Here is a 17,121-nt window from a genome sequence, read left to right on the forward strand (position 1 = left end):
CACACCCGTCTCACACGGGACGTGGACGTCCCTCCCAGTAGGGGTCCCGCAGCCGCCGCTTGTACAGCTTGCCGTTGGGGTCGCGGGGCATGTCGGCGATGAAGTCGACGCTCCTGGGCCGCTTGTATCCGGCGAGCCGCCCGGCGCAGTGGTCCAGGAGCGCGGCGGCCAGTCCGGGGCCGGGCTCGTGGCCGGGGGCGGGTTCGACCACGGCCTTGACCTCCTCGCCCCAGTCGTCGTGCGGGATGCCGAAGACGGCGGCGTCGGCGACGGCGGGGTGGGCGAGCAGGGCGGACTCGATCTCGGCCGGGTAGATGTTCACCCCGCCGGAGATGATCATGTCGATCTTGCGGTCGCGGAGGAAGAGGTAGCCGTCCTCGTCCAGGTAGCCGAGGTCGCCGACGGTGAAGAAGTCGCCGATGCGGTTCTTCCGCGTCTTGGCCTGGTCCTTGTGGTACGAGAAGCCGCCGGTGTTCATCTTCAGGTACACGGTGCCGAGTTCACCGGGCGGCAGCCGCCTGCCGTCCTCGTCGAAGATCGCGAGTTCGCTGATGGGCCAGGCCTTGCCGACCGTGCCGGGCTTCTTCAGCCAGTCCTCGGCGGTGGCGAAGGCCCCACCTCCCTCGCTGGCGGCGTAGTACTCCTCCACACAGTCGCCCCACCAGTCGATCATCGCGCGTTTCACGTGGTCGGGGCAGGGCGCGGCCCCGTGGATGGCGTGCCGCATGGACGAGACGTCGTAGGACTGCCGTACCTCCTCCGGGAGCGCGAGCAGCCGGTGGAACTGGGTGGGGACCATATGGGTGTGCGTGCACTTGTGTGCGTCGATGACACGGAGCATCTCCTCGGGCGTCCACTTGTCCATCAGCACCAGACGGTGCCCGATGTGCAGGGAGGCGCCCGCGAACTGAAGGACGGCGGTGTGGTACAGCGGCGAGCAGACGAGGTGCACGTTGTCGTCGTACGGCTTGATGCCGAAGATGCCGAGGAAGCCGCCGAGGTAGGCCTCCTCGGGGCGCTTGCCGGGCAGCGGGCGGCGGATGCCGCGCGGGCGTCCGGTCGTGCCCGAGGTGTAGTTCATGACCCAGCCGAGCTCCCGGTCCTCGGGCGCCGAGCCGGGCCGGCCGTCGAGGAGCTCGCCGTAGGGCCGGAAGCCCTCGACCGTGCCGACGGCGTACCGGTGGCCGGCCGGCAGACCGGCCTCGTCGGCCGCACGGCGGGCCGGGCCGGCGAACCGTTCGTGGGCGATGAGCACCTTGGCACCGGAGTCGGCGACGATCCAGGCGATCTCCGGGCCCACGAAGTGGTGGTTGACGGGGACGAGGTAGAGGCCGGCCTGGCTGGCGGCGAGGTAGGCGGTGACGAACTCGGCGCCGTTGGGCAGGACGACCGCGAAGGCGTCCCCGCGCCGGAGGCCGGCGGCGCGCAGGCCGTGGACGAGGCGGTTGGCGGCGGCGTGCAGCCGTCCGGCCGTCCACTCCTCGCCGTCCGGCGCGATCAGGACCGTTCGGCCGGGGTCCCGGGCGGCCTGGGCCCAGAAACCGGCGGGGGGTGTGTTCGCGGGTTCGCTCACGACTGGCCGCTCCTTCCGGCGATGCGGTTGACGCGGTCCACGGCTTCCTCGAAGCCGCGGGTGAGGTCGTCGAAGACCTCCTGGACGCCGCGTTCGGCGGTCATCCGGCCGACGATCTGGCCGACGGGGGTGCCGAGCAGCGGCTCGACCTCGTACTTCTGGATGCGGGAGACGGCCTCGGCGACCAGCAGCCCCTGCAGCGGCATGGGCAGGGTGCCGGGGCCGGCCGGGTCGTCCCAGGCGTCGGTCCACTCGGTACGGAGCTGGCGGGCGGGTTTCCCGGTGAGGGCACGGGAGCGGACGGTGTCCCCGGAGCCGGCGGCGAGCAGCTTGCGGGTGAGGGCGGCCGAGTGGAGGTCCGCTTCCGTGGTGGTCAGCCACAGGGAGCCGAGCCATACACCTTGGGCGCCGAGTGCGAGCGCGGCCGCCACCTGCCGGCCGCTGCCGATGCCCCCCGCGGCCAGGACGGGCAGCGGGGCGACGGCGTCGACGATCTCAGGGGTGAGCACCATGGTGGCGATCTCCCCGGTGTGGCCGCCGGCCTCGTAGCCCTGGGCCACGACGATGTCGAGGCCCGCCTCCTGGTGTTTGCGGGCGTGCCGGGCGCTGCCGGCGAGGGCCGCGACGAGGACGTCCCGGTCGTGGGCGCGCGCGACGACGTCGGCGGGCGGGGAGCCGAGCGCGTTGGCCAGCAGCCGGATCGGGTAGTCGAAGGCGACGTCGAGCTGGGTACGGGCGACCTGTTCCATCCAGCCGGTGATACGCCACCCGGAGGCCTCGCCCGCGGCCAGTTCCGGTACCCCGTGCGCGGCGAGGGTGTCCCGCACGAACCGCCGGTGCTCCTCGGGGATCATCGCCTCGACGTCCGCCTCGGTCACGCCTTCGACCTTCCTGGCGGGCATGACCACGTCCAGCCCATAGGGCCGGCCGCCGGCGTGTGCGTCGAGCCAGTCGAGGTCGCGCTTGAGGTCGTCGGGGGCGGTGTAGCGGACCGCGCCGAGCACGCCGAAGCCGCCGGCCCGGCTGATGGCCGCGGCGACGGCGGGGAACGGCGTGAAGCCGAAGACGGCGTGCTCGATTCCCAGTTTCCTGCTCAGCTCCGTCTGCATGGGCGCAGGATGCCGCAGCGGGCCGGACGACGGAAGAGCTTTTCTGATGCTCCGTCAGATTCCCTCGGGAGGTCGCGCGGGGTGACCGCGGCCCCTGCCGGCCGGCCCGGGAGCCGGCACGGGGCCCGGGGGCGGCCGGTCAGGTGTGCTCCAGCACCGCCATCGCCGCGTTGTGCCCCGGCACCCCGCTCACCCCGCCCCCGCGCACCGCGCCCGCCCCGCACAGCAGGACGTTCGCGTGCCGCGTCTCCACGCCCCAACGGCCGCTGTCCTCCTGGGCGTAGGGCCAGGACAGGGCCCGGTGGAAGATGTTGCCGCCGGGCAGCCGCAGGTCCCGTTCGAGGTCGAGCGGGGTCTTCGCCTCGATGCAGGGGCGGCCGTCGGCGTCGGTGGCCAGGCAGTCGGCGAGGGGTTCGGCCAGATGGGCGTCGAGCTGGGCGAGGGTGGACTTGAGCAGTTCCTCGCGTACGGCGTCGTTGTCGCGGTCGAAGAGCCGGGCCGGGGTGTGCAGGCCGAACAGGGTGAGGGTGTGGTAGCCGCGCTCGGCGAGGCCGGCGCCGAGGATGGTGGGATCGGTCAGGGAGTGGCAGTAGATCTCCGACGGCGGTGTGGTGGGCAGTTCGCCGGCGGCGGCCTGGGCGTGGGCGGTGGCCAGTTCCGCGTAGCCCTCGGCGATGTGGAAGGTGCCCGCGAACGCCTCGCGCGGGTCGGCGTCGGGGTCGCGCAGCCGGGGCAGCCGCTCCAGCAGCATGTTGACCTTGAGCTGGGCGCCCTCGGCGGGTTCGGGCGCCACGTCGCCGGTGAGGGCGGCCAGTTCGTGGGGGGAGGCGTTCACCAGGACGTGCCGGGCGGCGGCGACGCCCTCGCCGTCGGCCGTGCGGTAGGCGACCTCGGCGGTGTGCCCGTCGGTGTCGATCCGGAGCACCTCGTGCCCGGTGGCGATGCGCGCCCCCGCGGTGCGCGCCGCGGCGGCCAGCGCGTCGGTGAGGGCGCCCATCCCGCCCACGGGCACGTCCCAGGCGCCGGTGCCGCCGCCGATGACGTGGTAGAGGAAGCAGCGGTTCTGGGCGAGGGAGGGGTCGTGGGCGTCGGCGAAGGTGCCGATGAGCGCGTCGGTGAGGACGACGCCCCGTACCAGGTCGTCGGCGAAGGTCTCCTCGACGGCCACGCCGACCGGCTCCTCGAACAGGGTCCGCCAGGCGGTCTCGTCGTCGATGCGGCGGCGCAGTGCGTCGCGGGTGGGCAGCGGTTCGGTGAGGGTCGGGAAGACGCGCCGGGCGACGCGGCCCGTCATGCCGTAGAAGCGCTGCCAGGCCTCGTACTCGCGGTCACCGCCGGTGAGCCGGGCGAACGCCTCCCGGGTGCGCTGCTCGCCCCCGCCGACCAGGAGGCCGGTGGGCCGGCCCGCCCGCTCCACGGGGGTGTACGAGGAGATGGTGCGGGCGCGGACGCGGAAGTCCAGCCCGAGGTCGCGCACGATCTTCTCGGGCAGCAGGCTGACCAGGTACGAGTAGCGGGACAGCCGGGCGTCGATCCCGGCGAAGGGGCGGGTGGAGACGGCCGCGCCGCCGGTGTGGTCCAGCCGTTCCAGCACCAGCACGGAGCGGCCGGCCCGGGCCAGGTAGGCGGCGGCGACCAGGCCGTTGTGGCCGGCGCCGACGATGACGGCGTCGTACGCGCGGGGTGTCTCGTTCGCGGACATGGTCCTTCGTAGCACGCGGTGATCCGCGGCGGCCAGAGGCGGGCCCGGCGCCGGTCACGAGCGCGGTTTCGCCGGTGCCGGACGGGCGTCCGGGCCGAGGCGCGCCATGGCGCGCAGGATGTGCTTCGGCGGGAGCTGCCAGCGCAGCCGGTCCGGTACGCGGCGCAGCAGGGTGCCGGTGGCGCGCAGCCTGCGGGTGACGGCGGCGGGCGCGGGGGCCGGTCTGCCGTACAGCTCGTGGGCGTACGGCGGCAGGGCCGCGTAGGCCAGCAGCGCCACCCGCCGCCAGAGCAGTTCGCGTGCCGGGAGGAGCAGGGGGTGCACCGGCGGGCGGAGCAGGAAGTCGTCCACCTCGCGTGCCTCGGGCCCGGCGGCCAGTCGCGGGCGGACCCTGTCGAAGTACGCGGCCAGCTCCGCCCGGCCGGCCGGTACGCTCTCCGGGTCGAGCCCCACCAGCCGGGCACTGACCCGGTGTTCGGCGATGTACCGGTCGGCCTGGGCGTCGCTGAGCGGGAAGCCGGAGCGGCGCAGGACGTGCAGGTAGGAGTCGATCTCCGCGCAGTGCACCCACAGCAGCAGTTCGGGCTCGTCGACGCCGTACCGCTCCCCGCTGTCCGGGTCGGTGGCGGTGAGCATGCGGTGGATCCTCCGGACGCGGGCGCCGGCCCGTTCGGCGGCCTCGGTCGTGCCGTAGGTCGTGGTACCGACGAAGTCCGCGGTCCGCATCAGCCGCCCCCAGGCGTCCCGCCGGAAGTCGGAGTTCTGCGTGACACCGCGGACCGCGCGCGGGTGCAGGGCCTGGAGGTAGAGCGCGCGGATGCCGGCGACCCACATCATGGGGTCGCCGTGCATCTGCCAGGTCACGGACGCGGGGGTGAACAGCCCCGGGTCGCCCCGGCCGGCGGTTGGGACCACAGCCACTGGACGTCACCTCTTGTCGCCACCGGTCCGTGGGGCATCCCTGCCCAGGCCCGGCTGGATCATTCCCGCCGCGGCCTCCACCGAGGGCGGCGGGGTGTCCCGGCTCCCTGATCGGGTACGGCGCCCCGTCCGTCATGGCGCCCCTGGCGAGCCTCTCGTCCACGGCTGTCTTCTCCCGGTCGGTGCCGGCCGGGCCGAGGAACGCCGCCGAGGAACGCCGCCGGTGGCCTGCGCCAGGACGGCCGGGCAGCGGTGGTGGCGGCCGGGTGCCGGCCCGGTCGCCGCTCCGTCCCGGCCTCGCCGGGGCGCGAAACGAGCAAGCCCCCGCCGGCGGGAAGACCGGCACCTGGGCCCGGCGACCTCCCTACGATGTCGTCATGACGATCTCTGGACAGGGACGGCCGCTGATACGTGTCCTGCACGACGAGTCCCGACGCGGCCTGCGGGATCCGACGCGTCCGCGCCCTGTCCGTCTCTACCTGTGGGAGCCGGGCCGCCCACAGGCCGCACCGGCTCCGCTGGTCGTGGTCTCTCACGGCACCGGAGGTTCGGGCAGCACCATGGAATGGCTGGTACGACCGCTGCACAAAGCGGGCTTCCGGGTCGTCGCCCTTGATCACCACGGCAACAACCACGTCGACGGCTACGAGCCGGAGGGCTTTCTCCACATATGGGAACGGCCCCGGGACGTCTCCTTCGCCCTCGAAGCGCTCGCCCGGGAACAGCCACTCGGTCCGGTCGGTGTGGCGGGCTTCTCCCTGGGCGGTTACACCGCGGCGGCCCTTGCCGGGGCCCGTGTCGATCCGCGGATCCTGTGGGCCGTACTGACGGGAACGGTCCCTCTGCCGGAGATCCCCGAGTTCCCCGGCGCCCTGGAGGCACTGCGGAAGAAGCATCCCCTGGACGAGTCGTCACGGCGCACGCTGGATGCCGCCGCAGCAGACCTCTCGGATCCCCGAGTGCGGGCCGTCTTCCTGGTGGCCCCCGGAGCCGGCGGTCTCGTGACCCCGGAAAGCCTGGCCGCCGTGCGGGTGCCTGTGGGCATCCGCTGGGGTGGAGCGGACACGGTCAACCCGTACGACGTCGACACCAGGCCGTACCTGGAGCACATCCCCACAGCGAGCGGCGTCTCGGCCGGCCCCGACGTCCGCCACGACGACTTCTTCGCCCCGGAACCCGCCGACCCCACCGCCCGAGTCCGCGTCGGCGGGGAGGCCGCCGCCTTCTTCCGCCGGCACCTGGGCCGCCCCCTCGACGGCCACAGCGTCCGCGCGACCGAAGACGGTGGTCACGGGGTGTGACCAGGCTTGCAGTTCCCGCACCGGGACATGTTCCAGCACGGTCGCGGTCTTTGCACAGCTACGGCGAGTTCGCTTCCCGCTCAGGCTGCAAGTGCGGAGATTCAGCGCCGTCCGCGCTCCCTTGAGTCTGCGCGCGTGCTCACGGCATCGACGGCGCGTCGCGACCAGTCCAGGTCGTCCTGCTCTCCAGCCGCGTCACTGAGCAGTTGCCGCAGTTCCGTCCATACCCGGGCTTCGGACCACTCGGTGAACCTGCGGAAGGCGGTTTGACCCGAGAGCCCGAATCCGGGTTCTGGAACAGCTCCCACAGGACCCGGACCTGGCCGTCCCGCTCATCGAGGAAGTGCTGCGCCACGAGCCTCCCGTCCAGTTCGTCCCGTGGACCACCGCCCTGGCCCATATCGACGTCGCCGGCACCACGATCCCCAAGGGCTCACCCGTCCGGCTCATGCCGGCCGCCGCCACCCCGCGACCCCGAACGCTTCGCGAACCCCGACCGGTTCGATCCCGACCGCAAGGACAACGGGCACCTGCGCTTCCACACCGGCATCCACTACCGCTTCGGCGCACCACTCGCCCGCATCGAACTCCATGCCGCGGTGCCGGAACTGCTCCGTCGGGTCGAGTTCTCCCGGTTTGTCGAGGATCCGCCGCCCTACCGCGCCAACGCGGTCCCGCGCGGCCCGCGCCACCTCCTCGTCGCCATCGAAGGACTCACAGCCTGAACACCGCCGCCCTCCGCCCTCCCGGTGCCGTTCGACCACGCGACGTATTCGGAAGTGTCCAGAGAAGGTCGTCGCGAGGTTCGCACCCCGCCGGCCCTACGCTGTCGGCTGGTGCACATGGACGGTGGTCGGGAATGGGCATGGACGGTGCGGCGAGCGGCCCCGGTGGTCAGGGCCGTCCGAGGGGTCCGGGCAGCCTGGCTGTGCGGCTGCGGCGCGAGCAAGAAGTGCTCGCGCGGATGCGTGGCACCGAGGACCGGATCGCGGACGCGATCACCGCCTTCGCCGGCACCATGCAGTTCGTCTACATCCACGCGGCGTGGTTCACGGTCTGGATCGTGTGCAACGAAGGCGTGTTCGGTCAGGAGGCCGTCTGGGATCCCTTCCCCTTCGGGCTGCTCACGATGATCGTCAGCCTGGAGGCGATCTTCCTCTCCGCCTTCGTCATGGTGAGCCAGAACCGCCAGGCCGCTCGCGAGAACATCCGCGCCGATCTCGACTTCGAGACCAATGTGCGCTCGGAGGTGTGGTCGATCCACATGGGCCGCGCCCTGGGCGTCGATCCGGCGGAGGTGGAACGCAAGGTGCAGGAAGTCCTCGCGGAGAACCGCGCCCGCTTGACGGGCTCCGGCCAGTCCTCCGGGTGACCGGCCTTGGGGCACAACCGAAGGAGGCGGGCTTCAGGAGCGGCTCGTGGACGCCGTCGCGGATCAGCCGGCGGATCCGTAGCCGTCGGAAGCCGTGGCTCCACGCGTTCGTCCGCTCGACCACCCCGCGGACCGCGCCCAGGCCGGAGCCGTGCGGAACTCCGCGTCGGGCGATGACCGGCTTGATGCCGCGCTTCCACGGGAGCCGACGGTACTTGTCGAAGTCGTAGCCCCGGTCGGCGAACAACTGCCGTGGCCGGTGACGGGGGCGACCGGTCACTCCGCGGATCCGCGGGATCGCGTCGAGCAGGGGCAGCAGCTGGGTCGGCCCGGTTCCGGGCCGCCCCTCGGGCCTGGTGGTGGGAGCCGTCGATCACCGCCCGGGACCAGTCCAGCTTCCCGGCACGAACAGGATGCCCTGCAGGCAGCCACGGTCGTCCAGTGGCAGCCGGCCGGGATGGCGCGGACGCCGCTGCCTGACCGGCAGCAACGGCTCGATCCGCCCCCACAGGTCGTCCCGCACCATCCACGGAGGACCGTTCCCCCTCCCCATGACTCGTTCAACGAGCCAGCCAGGACGGGCACATGGCTGCGACCAGGCTGTCAACCAGGTGCTCCGACTCCCGCAGCCGACGGCCTGCAAAATAGGGTGCGGTCGGCTCAGCTGACCTGATAGGTAAGCGATGTGACAGACAGTCTTGAGTACTCCGCCCTGCTGCAACTGATCGACGAGCGGTCGGCCGCGTTCCGGAGTGCGGTTGCCGCCGCGCCCAGCCTTGACGCGCCGGTGCCGTCCTGCCCCGAGTGGACGGTGTCCGATCTGGTGCAGCACCTGGGTACGGGCCAGCGCTGGTGGGCCGCGATCGTCGCCGCGGGCCCGGCCGAGGCTCCGCCGGCCAAGGACGCCGCGGAGGTGCCCCGCGAGCTTGAGGCGCTGCTGGCCTGGTACGCCGAGTCGAACGAGCTGCTGCTGAGTGCGCTGCGCGAGGCCGGCCCGGAGCGCGAGTGCTGGACGTGGTGGGGCGCCGGCGTGTCGCCGGCGAACGCCTGGGGCGTTGCCCGGCGCCGGGTGCACGAGGTGCTGGTGCACACCTACGACGCCCAGCTCGCCGCAGGCGCCGTGCAGCCGATGCCGGCGGAGGTCGCGATCGACGGCGTGGCCGAGTTTCTCGACACCTGCAGCTCTACCCCGGCGGCCTGGCCGCACGAGGCCGCCACCATCCACTACCACGCCACCGAGGGCCGCTCCTGGCTCCTCGCGCTGGACGGCACCGGCGCCTGGCCCGCACCCCTCACGGACGACGCCGCGCCCGCCTCCGCTTCAGCCACGGGCACGGCCGAGCAGCTGCTCCTCTTCGTCTGGGGCCGCCTCACGCTGAGCGACCTGAAGATCCAGGGCGACCAGCAGGTGTTCGAGCAGCTGATCGCCTGGGAGCCCGAGGAGTAACCAGTCGGAGTGGACGCGATGAACGATGACGCTCAGGTGCTGGACCTGCTGCACACCTTGGATCGGCTTCCCGCGCCGGACCACCTGGAGTTCCCCGAAGGCTTCGACTACCCGCTGGCCAGGGCACGAGCGATCCGGCTCAAGGACCGGCTGGACGAAGCCTTCGGACACCCGTGCAAACTTGACGACCAGATACAAGACGCCAGTTACTACTTCAAGATCACTCTGCTGGCCGAGGCGACCGAGGCGCGCATCCCCGTGGGCGTGCGGCTGAGTAACTACGGCAACCTCGCGGTGGTCACCACCCCGATGCCCGACAGCCACGACGACCTGGACCAAGCCGTTCGGGGAGGTGCCCTGTCGGTAGCCGACCGTGGCCGGATCGAGGCCGCACTCACCGAATTCGGCTACACGCTGATCCCCCCCACGGCTCCTGCACCGGCCCTACGACGGCGTGACGGACCTTGCCGAGGAAGGGCCCTGCTACGCCGGCTACGGCCCGTACCAAGGACGCGCGACCTGGTGGACCCGCTATTTCGAGCACTTGTGACGCGCCACGTCCATGGCTGCCTGTACGTGAATGCCGGCGCAGGCCGGTCCGGCCGTGCGAACCCGTTCTTCGGAGTGACCCAGCCATCCGGCAGGTCGAGGGGTACGACCATCGCGGTGCCGGAGCCTTGGCCGTCCTCCACAGTGATCACTGGCAGTCGGCGACCCAGCGTGACGTGACTAGCGCCTCGGGTGGGGGACACCGTTCCGGCTGTGGCTTCATCGTGGCGTAGGAGCGGTATCGTCGTGACTGAACTGAATTCTGACGGGCTTGCGTACCGGTCGTGCACGCCTCGACGGCATTCGCGCCGAGGTACTCGGTTTCACTTTCCGAGCCACACGCCGATCTGAGCTGAACATTCACGCTACGCCCGACCATGACGGATCTTCTCCGGGTGCTGAGGGACGAGAGGTCGCTCATGTCTCCTACCCTGCGCGCGCTGGTGGCCGTGGAGGCGGGTGAGCCCGCTGATGTGCTGCGGCTGGAATCCCGGCCCGTTCCCGCGCCGGGAGCCGGCCAGGCGCTGATGCGTGTGAGCGCGACTCCGATTCACGCCAGTGATCTGCATGTGCTTCGTGGCCGCTACGGTTTCTCTCTCGACTTTCCGGCTGTCGGGGGGCACATGGAGTGTGTGGGTCGTGTCACGGCCCTGGGCCCTGACACCGCGGGACCGGAGGTCGGCGAGCGCGTGGTGTTTGCTGCGATCCCGGCGGTGCCCGGGGGCCATGCGGTCGGCACCTGGCAGGAATACCTCGTTGCCGATACGCGCCGGCTTCTTCCGGTGCCTGACCGTCTGAGCGACTTCAGCGCCTGCCAGCTCGCGGTCAACCCGTTGACCGCGCTGCTCCTCGTGACGCGCGAGCTCGACGCGGAGCCGGGTGAATGGCTGTTGCAGACGGCGGCGGGGTCCACCGTCGGCCGGCTCATCATTCAGCTGTGCAGGCATCTGGGAGTTCGCACCATCAATGTCGTGCGGCGGCGCGATGCCGTGGAGGAGATCAAGGCGTTCGGCGGTGACGCGGTCATTTGCACGGAGGACGAGGACTTGTCGCGCCGTGTGGCCGAGATAGCGGGACCGGCCGGCGTGCGGAAGGCCGTCGACTGTGTCGCCGGACCCGTGGGCGCCCAGGTGTCCCAGGCACTGGCCCCTGGCGGAGAAGTCGTGGTCTACGGCGCGCTCTCGACCCATCGGCAGACCGACCCGGCGGCGCTGACGATCCCGCTGCAGGCGCGCTCGGTCATCTACGAGACCAAAACTGTCCGTGGCTTCTGGCTGAACCGCTGGTTCGGCATCGCCTCACCCGAGGACGCGCTGCGCGCACTGTCCCAGGTCCGCCGGCTCGTCGCTGATGAGGTGCTGAGCATTCCCCAGGGCCGACCGTTCCCGCTCGAACGCTTCGCTGAGGCCGTCGCGTTCGCCGAAACACCCGCACACGGCACCAAGCCGCTCTTCGTCCTCCGAGACGACCAGGCCAACGAGGACATGTAGGAAGTGGCCCTACCCCCACCGGCCCGCGTCCGCGCATGAGATTCGGCTCCTCCGCTGGAGTGGGCTGTGAGTGGGCGCCCATCCCCAGATAAGCACTCAGACACAAATCGGCGCGGTCCGCAAGAAGTTGCTTCCGCTCAGGGGCAAGAGCGCAGATTTGACGGCGGCTTCGAGTGGTCACACGCGCTGAGGCCGTGGGGCCGGCCATCGGAGAACCGGGTGGTGGGCTGGACAAGCCACCGTATCGGCAGTCACAGCACAACTGGCGTCACGGTGGGCGCGGGCCCCTCTCAGGCGGAGACAGGGGTGCGGGACAGGGCGGTGCGCAGCGCGAAGACGCCGAGCAGGCCACCTGCCGCGAACCGCTGGGCGGTCATGGCGCGGGGCCGGACGGCCAGAAACCCCGACACCCGCGCTGCGCTCAACATGATCAGAGCGTTCACGGAGATCCCCACGATGATCTGCACACCACCGAGCTGGAGCAGTTGCCCCCAGGCCGGACCTGCCTGCGGGTCCAGGAACTGGGGCAGAAGAGCGGCATACATAAGAGCGATCTTGGGGTTGAGCAGGTTGGTCAGCAGCCCCATCGAGAACAGGCGGGCGTCGGAGACCGGAGACAGGTCCTGGGTCGGAGCGAAGGGCGAGCGGCCGCCGGGCCTGAGCATGCCCCAGGCGAGGTAGGCCAGGTAGGCGGCCCCGACAAGCTTGACCACCATGAACGCCACCGGCACGGCGGCGAACAGCGCGGACAGGCCCGCAGCCGCAGCCAGTAGATAGCACACGAACCCCACGGCAGTCCCACTGAGACTGACCAGGCCCGCTCTGCGGCCCTGGGTGATCGCGCGGGAGGCGAGGTGGATCATGTTCGGTCCCGGAGTCAGGGCCATGCCCAGTTCGACCAGGGCCACTCCTCCGACCGCGGTCAGAGTGATCACCGGTCAACCTCCTGGTCGTTCGTCGGCCCCCCGGTAGGGAATGGGCCGCCCGGTTTCCACGGGCGGCCACGAGGCACCACCAGAGCCCGTCTCGTCTGCTGCAGCATACGGTCTCGCCGCTCGGTATCCTCATGCACCCCAGCGCGGTCCACTCGTCCATCCCTCAAGGAGGTTGTGCAGCCGGGCAATGCCCCGCATGACGTGAGGGACCCCATCACCTCTGAGCCGGTAATCCCGTGCTTTCCCGTGGCCGGGGATCAGACTGCCAGGCGCCGGATGACGACTACGGCCGCGTCGTCTTCGAGGTGTCCGTGGACGTGGGCCAGTAAATCGTCCTGGAGAAGGCGCAGGAGTTCGTCGGGGTCGTCCTTGGCCCACTCGGGCGCCCGTTCGGTGAACGGGTAGAAGACGCCGTCGGCATTGCGTGCTTCGATGACGCCGTCCGTGTAGAGAAGCAGGAGGTCGCCGACTTCGAACGGGAACGTCTGGACGTCGTAGGCGGCGAGACCGAAGGGACCGCCGAGTCCGATCGGAAGGTGGCTCGCCTCGGGCACGAGGGGGGTGATGTGATTCCCGCGCAGGAGCAGCGGCGGCGGGTGGCCGCAATTGATGAGGTGGACGACCGGGTCGTGGTCGGGGATGTCGAGCAGGATGGCAGTGGCGAAGTCCTCGTTGGTGTCCTGTTCTGCCTGTGGCCGCCACTGGCTGGTGTCCCAGCGGAACGCGGCGTCCAGGTGGACGGCGAGGCGGGGCAGGGTGGCCTGCCGATGGGCGGCTGCGCGGAAGGCGCCCAGCAGCAGGGCGGCGTTGTTGATCGCGGCCAGCCCGTTGCCGCGCACATCGCCGATGAGGAGCCGGGTGCTGTGGTGGTCGGTACGTGCGGCGGCGTACAGGTCTCCGCCCAGAGCGGCTTCTTCCTCGGCGGGGATGTACAGGCCGGCGATCCTCAGGCGGCCGCTGCGGGCGGGCAGTGGCTGCAGCAGCACGCTCTGCGCCGCCTCGGCCACGGACCGCACCTGGTGCAGCTGGCGCTCGCGTCGGTCCCGCACGACGCAGATGCCGACACAGATGGCGGAGACGACGATGAGAGCGGTGATCTGCGCCTCGATGTTGGCGGTGGGCAGGACCCCTCTGAGTACGCCGATCAGCACCTGGGCCGCCACCGCGAGCGCTCCCATGAGTGCCGTCATGCGGGCCCCCGCGAACGCCACCGTGATCGCCGGCGCCGCCACCAGCAGCGGTCCGAGGTGGATGTGCGGCGGAGCCAGTACGTCCACCACACAGACCGTGACGATCAGCCCCAAGGGGATCACCATCAGCGCGGGTGCGCGACCCGGTTGCCACGAACGCCGGAGGTCCGGCCACGGTCGAGAGGCCATACCACAAGCCTTCCACTCACCTTCGCATACGGAAATACGCCGCTCCGAGGGCCATGACGGTGCGAGACGTCGTCCGCCAGACGCTCAGGGCCGATCGGGTCACCGACAGCGATCAGGGGGCGCGTCGCTGCACGGACCAACTCCCCGACCTTCGACGAAGCCTCGCTCGCGTTCTTCCGTACCTCGATGGACAACCTCCTGGACGCGGCCCGGAAGGGCGGCGTCGGCCACTTCGTCATCCTCTCGATCGTCGGCGTGGACCAGGTGCCGGAGCTGGACTACTACTCGTGGATGTCTATGAGGCGGTCACGAGCCGACGGGCGGTGCGCGGGTTCACCGACCAGCCCGTCCCGAGAGGTGTGCTGGAGCGGGTGCTGTCGGCCGCGGCCTGGGCGCCGTCCGGATCGAACCTCCAACCGTGGCGCTCCTGCGTCGTGACCGGTGGGCCGCTGGCCGAGCTCAAGAAGCGCGCCGGCGAGCGGGTGGCCGCTTGCCACCCCTGGGACGAGCGGGAGTACGAGATGTACCCGCCCGCACTGAAGTCTCCGTAACACGAGCGCCGATCCGCCTTCGGCCATGAGCGCTACAGCGCACTCGGTATCGAGCGCGAGGACTGGGAGGCGCGCCAGCGGGCAGCTGCGGCGAACTGGGACTGTTTCGGTGCGCCCGCCGCCCTGTTCTGTTACGCCGACCGCGACATGGGCCGGCCTCAGTGGTCCGACGTCGGCATGTATCTGCAGACGCTCATGCTGCTGCTGCGCGCCGAAGGGCTGCACAGTTACCCGCAGATGGCGTGGTCGGTGTACCGCAGGACTGTCGCGGAGATCCTGTCACCCCCGGACGAGCTCATCCTGCTCTGCGGGACGTCGATCGGCTTCGAGGCCCGCACGGTGGGCTACGTCCATACGGGCCGGGCACCGCTCGACGAGACCGTCACGTTCGTCGGGGGGTAGGTCCATGACCTTGGAAGGGCACGTCATTCGCCTGTGGTGTCCTCGGCCTCCCAGCGCAGCAGGTCGCCCGGCTGGCACTTGAGCACCTCGCAGAGCGCGGCGAGCGTTGCGAAGCGCACCGCCTTGGCCCGGCCGTTCTTGAGCACCGCCAGGTTGGCGGGCGTGATCCCTACGCGGTCCGCGAGCTCGCCCACGGACATCTTCCGCTTGGCCAGCATCACGTCGATGTCGACGGCGATCGGCATCAGATCACCTCGTCCAACTCGGCCCGCATCCGCGATGCTTCGACATCGCGCGCCACGGCCTGGGCAAGCAGCATCCTCAGCACGAGCACGATGAGCGCGACCCCCAGGATGGCCACGCCAACCCCGCCCATGATGACGGTGACGCCCGGGTCGTCCCGCTGGCCCGGCGCATTGAGGGCCGTGACCGTGAACCACACGAGGGCAGCCGCCACGATCGCGCCGATCACGCCGTCCACGTACCGGAAGGCGGCGTGGGAGAACACGGTTCCGCGTCGCACCATCGCAACCAGCCGCCATACGCAGACCACGGCGATCTGGACCGCCACCATGCCCAGGATCGTGACCACGCGCAGCGCGGTCAGCGGGAGCGACCCGTCCTCCGGGTCACTCCCGCTGGCCAATGTCCACACCATCCCTGCCTGAACGAAGACGGTGCCGGCGAGCACCACCACGAGCACGGCGCGCAGCGCGCACACGGTCAGCTTTCCCATGACCCATCCTTCCATCGAAACGCGATGGAAATCTATCGAGATTCGATAGGCGAAGCAAGGGGGTGGGACGCGGGGGCGGGAGTTTCGCATGATGGCGGGACGTCGCCGTCTCCAGTGGCGTGGCCACGCTCGAACGGTGCAACAGGAAGTGCGGCATCCGCGGTAAGCGACCTCGCGGCGCGGGGCGCAGCGCGATGGGCTTCGAAGCGGTGGGAACCACCCGGGGCCTCGGCGGAGCCGGGGCCGTCCCTCGCCACCGCCGGAACCCCCGGGTCATCACCGCCACCGTCTCCATTCCGGAGCCCGGTACGCCAGGAGGGCCTTTGGGCACATATGGCTCGGGCGCGTTCCGGCGGGCCTGCGGGCCTGCGGGCCTGCGGGCGACCGACAGGGCCCAAGGCCGGACGGTCGCGAGCGGGCCGGACGAACACACCGGTCCGAGAGACAGGAGGTGATCGACATGGACGTACGGCCCATCCTTGTCACGGGCGTGGGTGGCACGGTCGGCGGGGTCGGACGCATGGTCCTGGACCATGTGCGGGCGCATGGTGTGCCGGCGCGGGCTCTGCTGCATCACGAAGACGAGCGGGCCGCGGCGCTGCGGGCCCTGGGCGGGGTGGAGGTGGTGGTCGGCGACCTCACGCGTGGCGCCGACGTGGTGAAGGCGCTGGCGGGCTGCCGCCGGGCCTACTTCGGGATGGGTGTGTCACCGACGTACCTGGAGGCCGCTACGACGGTCGCGGCGGCCGTCCGGGACAGTGGTGACCTTGATCTGCTGGTGAGCATCTCGCAGATGACGGTGTCCCAGATGAGCCTCACCAGCGCCGGCGAATCCCACCAGCAGCGACTGCACTGGCTGTCCGAGCACGTTCTCGACTGGTCGGGGGTACCGGTCGTGCATGTGCGGCCCACGGTGTTCATGGAGAATCCGCTCTTCGCCCGGGTGGCCGTCGCCTCGGCCCTGCGGGACGGCACCATCCGCCTCCCGTTCGGCTCCGCCCGGACCTCCCCGGTCGCCGCGGCCGACGTGGCGGAGGTGATCGCCCACCTCCTGCTCGCCCCGTCCTCGCCGTCCCGCCGGGTCTACGAACTGACCGGGGCGCGCGCCCGCGACATGGCAGCCATCGCCGCCGAGTTCTCCGCAGCCCTCGGCCGTCCCGTGACCTACGTCGACGTGCCGTACGAGGAGTGGCTGGAGGAAGACCTGAAGAAGCAGGACCTGCCACCCCACGTCTTCGAGCACATCGCCACCATGGCAAGGCTGCACCGCGAGAACCGCTACAACCGCGCCACGAACGACGTCACCGAACTCCTCGGACGCCCTCCCCTGGGGTTCGACCATCTCCTGCGGAACACACCCACGGCGCAAACATGACGGAGTGCTCCGCAGCCTCCGCCTCGAACCGGCCTCGGATGCGGTCCGTGAACTCGCGGATGCCGGATGGCCACGCATGCTGCCGTCTGGAGAACGCCCGGCGCAGGTCCGAGTGGAGGGCCCTGCCCTACTCGCGCATCACCCGGCTCGCCCGGACCGATTGCAGGCCGCCGACTCGGACCTACGCGTCGCCTGCCGTGCCCGCCCGGCCTCACACCTGACGCGGGAGTGCGGGATCCACCGTTCCACCCTCCTCACGACCCTTGATCAATTGGCACG

The 17,121-nt window shown here is 71.0% G+C and carries 15 protein-coding genes and 4 pseudogenes; 8 read left to right on the forward strand and 11 right to left on the reverse strand.

The genetic code is table 11. The features are described 5' to 3' along the window. Positions 1–10: 10 nt before the first annotated feature. From IG05_RS0105340 to IG05_RS0105355, 4 genes are all read right to left on the reverse strand, one after another. Entirely contained in the window at positions 11–1,573 is a 1,563-nt protein-coding gene (locus tag IG05_RS0105340) for an acyl-CoA synthetase (RefSeq protein WP_030339629.1), read from the reverse strand. Beyond that, positions 1,570–2,682, reverse strand: coding sequence for an NAD(P)H-dependent flavin oxidoreductase (locus IG05_RS0105345; protein ID WP_030339630.1), 1,113 nt, complete (start codon positions 2,680–2,682; stop codon positions 1,570–1,572). The genes IG05_RS0105340 and IG05_RS0105345 overlap by 4 nt, the downstream gene beginning before the upstream one ends. A 139-nt stretch (positions 2,683–2,821) precedes the next feature. Further along, positions 2,822–4,384 carry a phytoene desaturase family protein gene (locus IG05_RS0105350; protein ID WP_030339632.1) on the reverse strand — a complete coding sequence of 521 codons (1,563 nt, stop codon included), beginning with the start codon at positions 4,382–4,384 and terminating at the stop codon, positions 2,822–2,824. 54 nt (positions 4,385–4,438) lie between these two features. Beyond that, positions 4,439–5,236: an oxygenase MpaB family protein gene (locus IG05_RS0105355; RefSeq protein ID WP_078893927.1), complete on the reverse strand. Its 798-nt coding sequence runs from the start codon at positions 5,234–5,236 to the stop codon at positions 4,439–4,441. 446 nt (positions 5,237–5,682) lie between these two features. On the opposite strand from IG05_RS0105355, the gene IG05_RS41905 reads away from it, so the two are divergent. Then, positions 5,683–6,606: an alpha/beta hydrolase family protein gene (locus IG05_RS41905; protein ID WP_199808249.1), complete on the forward strand. Its 924-nt coding sequence runs from the start codon at positions 5,683–5,685 to the stop codon at positions 6,604–6,606. Positions 6,607–6,734: 128 nt separating this feature from the next. Here IG05_RS41905 and IG05_RS49030 read toward each other — a convergent pair. Further along, positions 6,735–6,896 (reverse strand): annotated as a pseudogene (locus tag IG05_RS49030) (IS5/IS1182 family transposase); the annotation flags it as partial. Between the two features lie 156 nt (positions 6,897–7,052). Then, positions 7,053–7,370 carry a hypothetical protein gene (locus IG05_RS47680; RefSeq protein ID WP_158838791.1) on the reverse strand — a complete coding sequence of 106 codons (318 nt, stop codon included), beginning with the start codon at positions 7,368–7,370 and terminating at the stop codon, positions 7,053–7,055. A gap of 95 nt (positions 7,371–7,465) precedes the next feature. On the opposite strand from IG05_RS47680, the gene IG05_RS0105370 reads away from it, so the two are divergent. Next, entirely contained in the window at positions 7,466–7,978 is a 513-nt protein-coding gene (locus tag IG05_RS0105370) for a DUF1003 domain-containing protein (RefSeq protein ID WP_234335769.1), read from the forward strand. A 10-nt stretch (positions 7,979–7,988) separates the two neighbouring features. On the opposite strand, the pseudogene IG05_RS48270 reads toward IG05_RS0105370, so the two are convergent. Beyond that, positions 7,989–8,504, reverse strand: a pseudogene (locus IG05_RS48270) (hypothetical protein); the annotation flags it as partial. Positions 8,505–8,663: 159 nt separating this feature from the next. On the opposite strand from IG05_RS48270, the gene IG05_RS0105380 reads away from it, so the two are divergent. The 3 genes from IG05_RS0105380 to IG05_RS0105390 all read left to right on the forward strand — a co-directional run bounded on the left by IG05_RS0105380 (position 8,664) and on the right by IG05_RS0105390 (position 11,464). Next, entirely contained in the window at positions 8,664–9,425 is a 762-nt protein-coding gene (locus tag IG05_RS0105380; RefSeq protein ID WP_030339641.1) for a maleylpyruvate isomerase family mycothiol-dependent enzyme, read from the forward strand. Positions 9,426–9,434: 9 nt separating this feature from the next. Then, complete coding sequence (locus tag IG05_RS41910) at positions 9,435–10,154, forward strand: hypothetical protein (RefSeq protein WP_234335770.1); 720 nt, start codon at positions 9,435–9,437, stop codon at positions 10,152–10,154. 239 nt (positions 10,155–10,393) lie between these two features. Continuing rightward, a complete protein-coding gene (locus IG05_RS0105390; RefSeq protein WP_030339643.1) occupies positions 10,394–11,464 on the forward strand; it encodes a zinc-dependent alcohol dehydrogenase family protein in 1,071 nt (356 codons plus the stop codon). A 290-nt stretch (positions 11,465–11,754) separates the two neighbouring features. On the opposite strand, the gene IG05_RS0105395 is transcribed toward IG05_RS0105390, so the two are convergent. Continuing rightward, positions 11,755–12,399, reverse strand: a complete 645-nt coding sequence (locus IG05_RS0105395; RefSeq protein WP_030339645.1) for a LysE family translocator — start codon at positions 12,397–12,399, stop codon at positions 11,755–11,757. Positions 12,400–12,656: 257 nt separating this feature from the next. Next, complete coding sequence (locus IG05_RS0105400; protein WP_030339647.1) at positions 12,657–13,778, reverse strand: PP2C family protein-serine/threonine phosphatase; 1,122 nt, start codon at positions 13,776–13,778, stop codon at positions 12,657–12,659. 135 nt (positions 13,779–13,913) lie between these two features. Here IG05_RS0105400 and IG05_RS49035 point away from each other — a divergent pair. Together IG05_RS49035 and IG05_RS41915 are read left to right on the forward strand one after the other, a co-directional pair. Continuing rightward, positions 13,914–14,063, forward strand: a pseudogene (locus tag IG05_RS49035) (LysR family transcriptional regulator); the annotation flags it as partial. Positions 14,064–14,065: 2 nt separating this feature from the next. Beyond that, positions 14,066–14,731 (forward strand): annotated as a pseudogene (locus tag IG05_RS41915) (nitroreductase). Positions 14,732–14,754: 23 nt separating this feature from the next. On the opposite strand, the gene IG05_RS0105410 reads toward IG05_RS41915, so the two are convergent. Next, the gene (locus tag IG05_RS0105410; protein WP_030339649.1) at positions 14,755–14,976 is read right to left on the reverse strand and encodes a helix-turn-helix domain-containing protein; all 222 of its coding nucleotides are present in this window, start codon (positions 14,974–14,976) and stop codon (positions 14,755–14,757) included. After that, positions 14,976–15,467, reverse strand: a complete 492-nt coding sequence (locus IG05_RS0105415) for a DUF2975 domain-containing protein (protein WP_030339651.1) — start codon at positions 15,465–15,467, stop codon at positions 14,976–14,978. The genes IG05_RS0105410 and IG05_RS0105415 overlap by 1 nt, the downstream gene beginning before the upstream one ends. Positions 15,468–15,927: 460 nt before the next feature. Between IG05_RS0105415 and IG05_RS0105420 the strand changes: the two genes are divergently transcribed. Continuing rightward, a complete protein-coding gene (locus tag IG05_RS0105420; RefSeq protein ID WP_107051298.1) occupies positions 15,928–16,842 on the forward strand; it encodes an NAD(P)H-binding protein in 915 nt (304 codons plus the stop codon). The last annotated feature ends 279 nt before the right edge of the window (positions 16,843–17,121 follow it).

Origin of the sequence: Streptomyces sp. NRRL S-1022, assembly GCF_000720135.1 — a bacterium.
Lineage (GTDB): Bacteria > Actinomycetota > Actinomycetes > Streptomycetales > Streptomycetaceae > Streptomyces.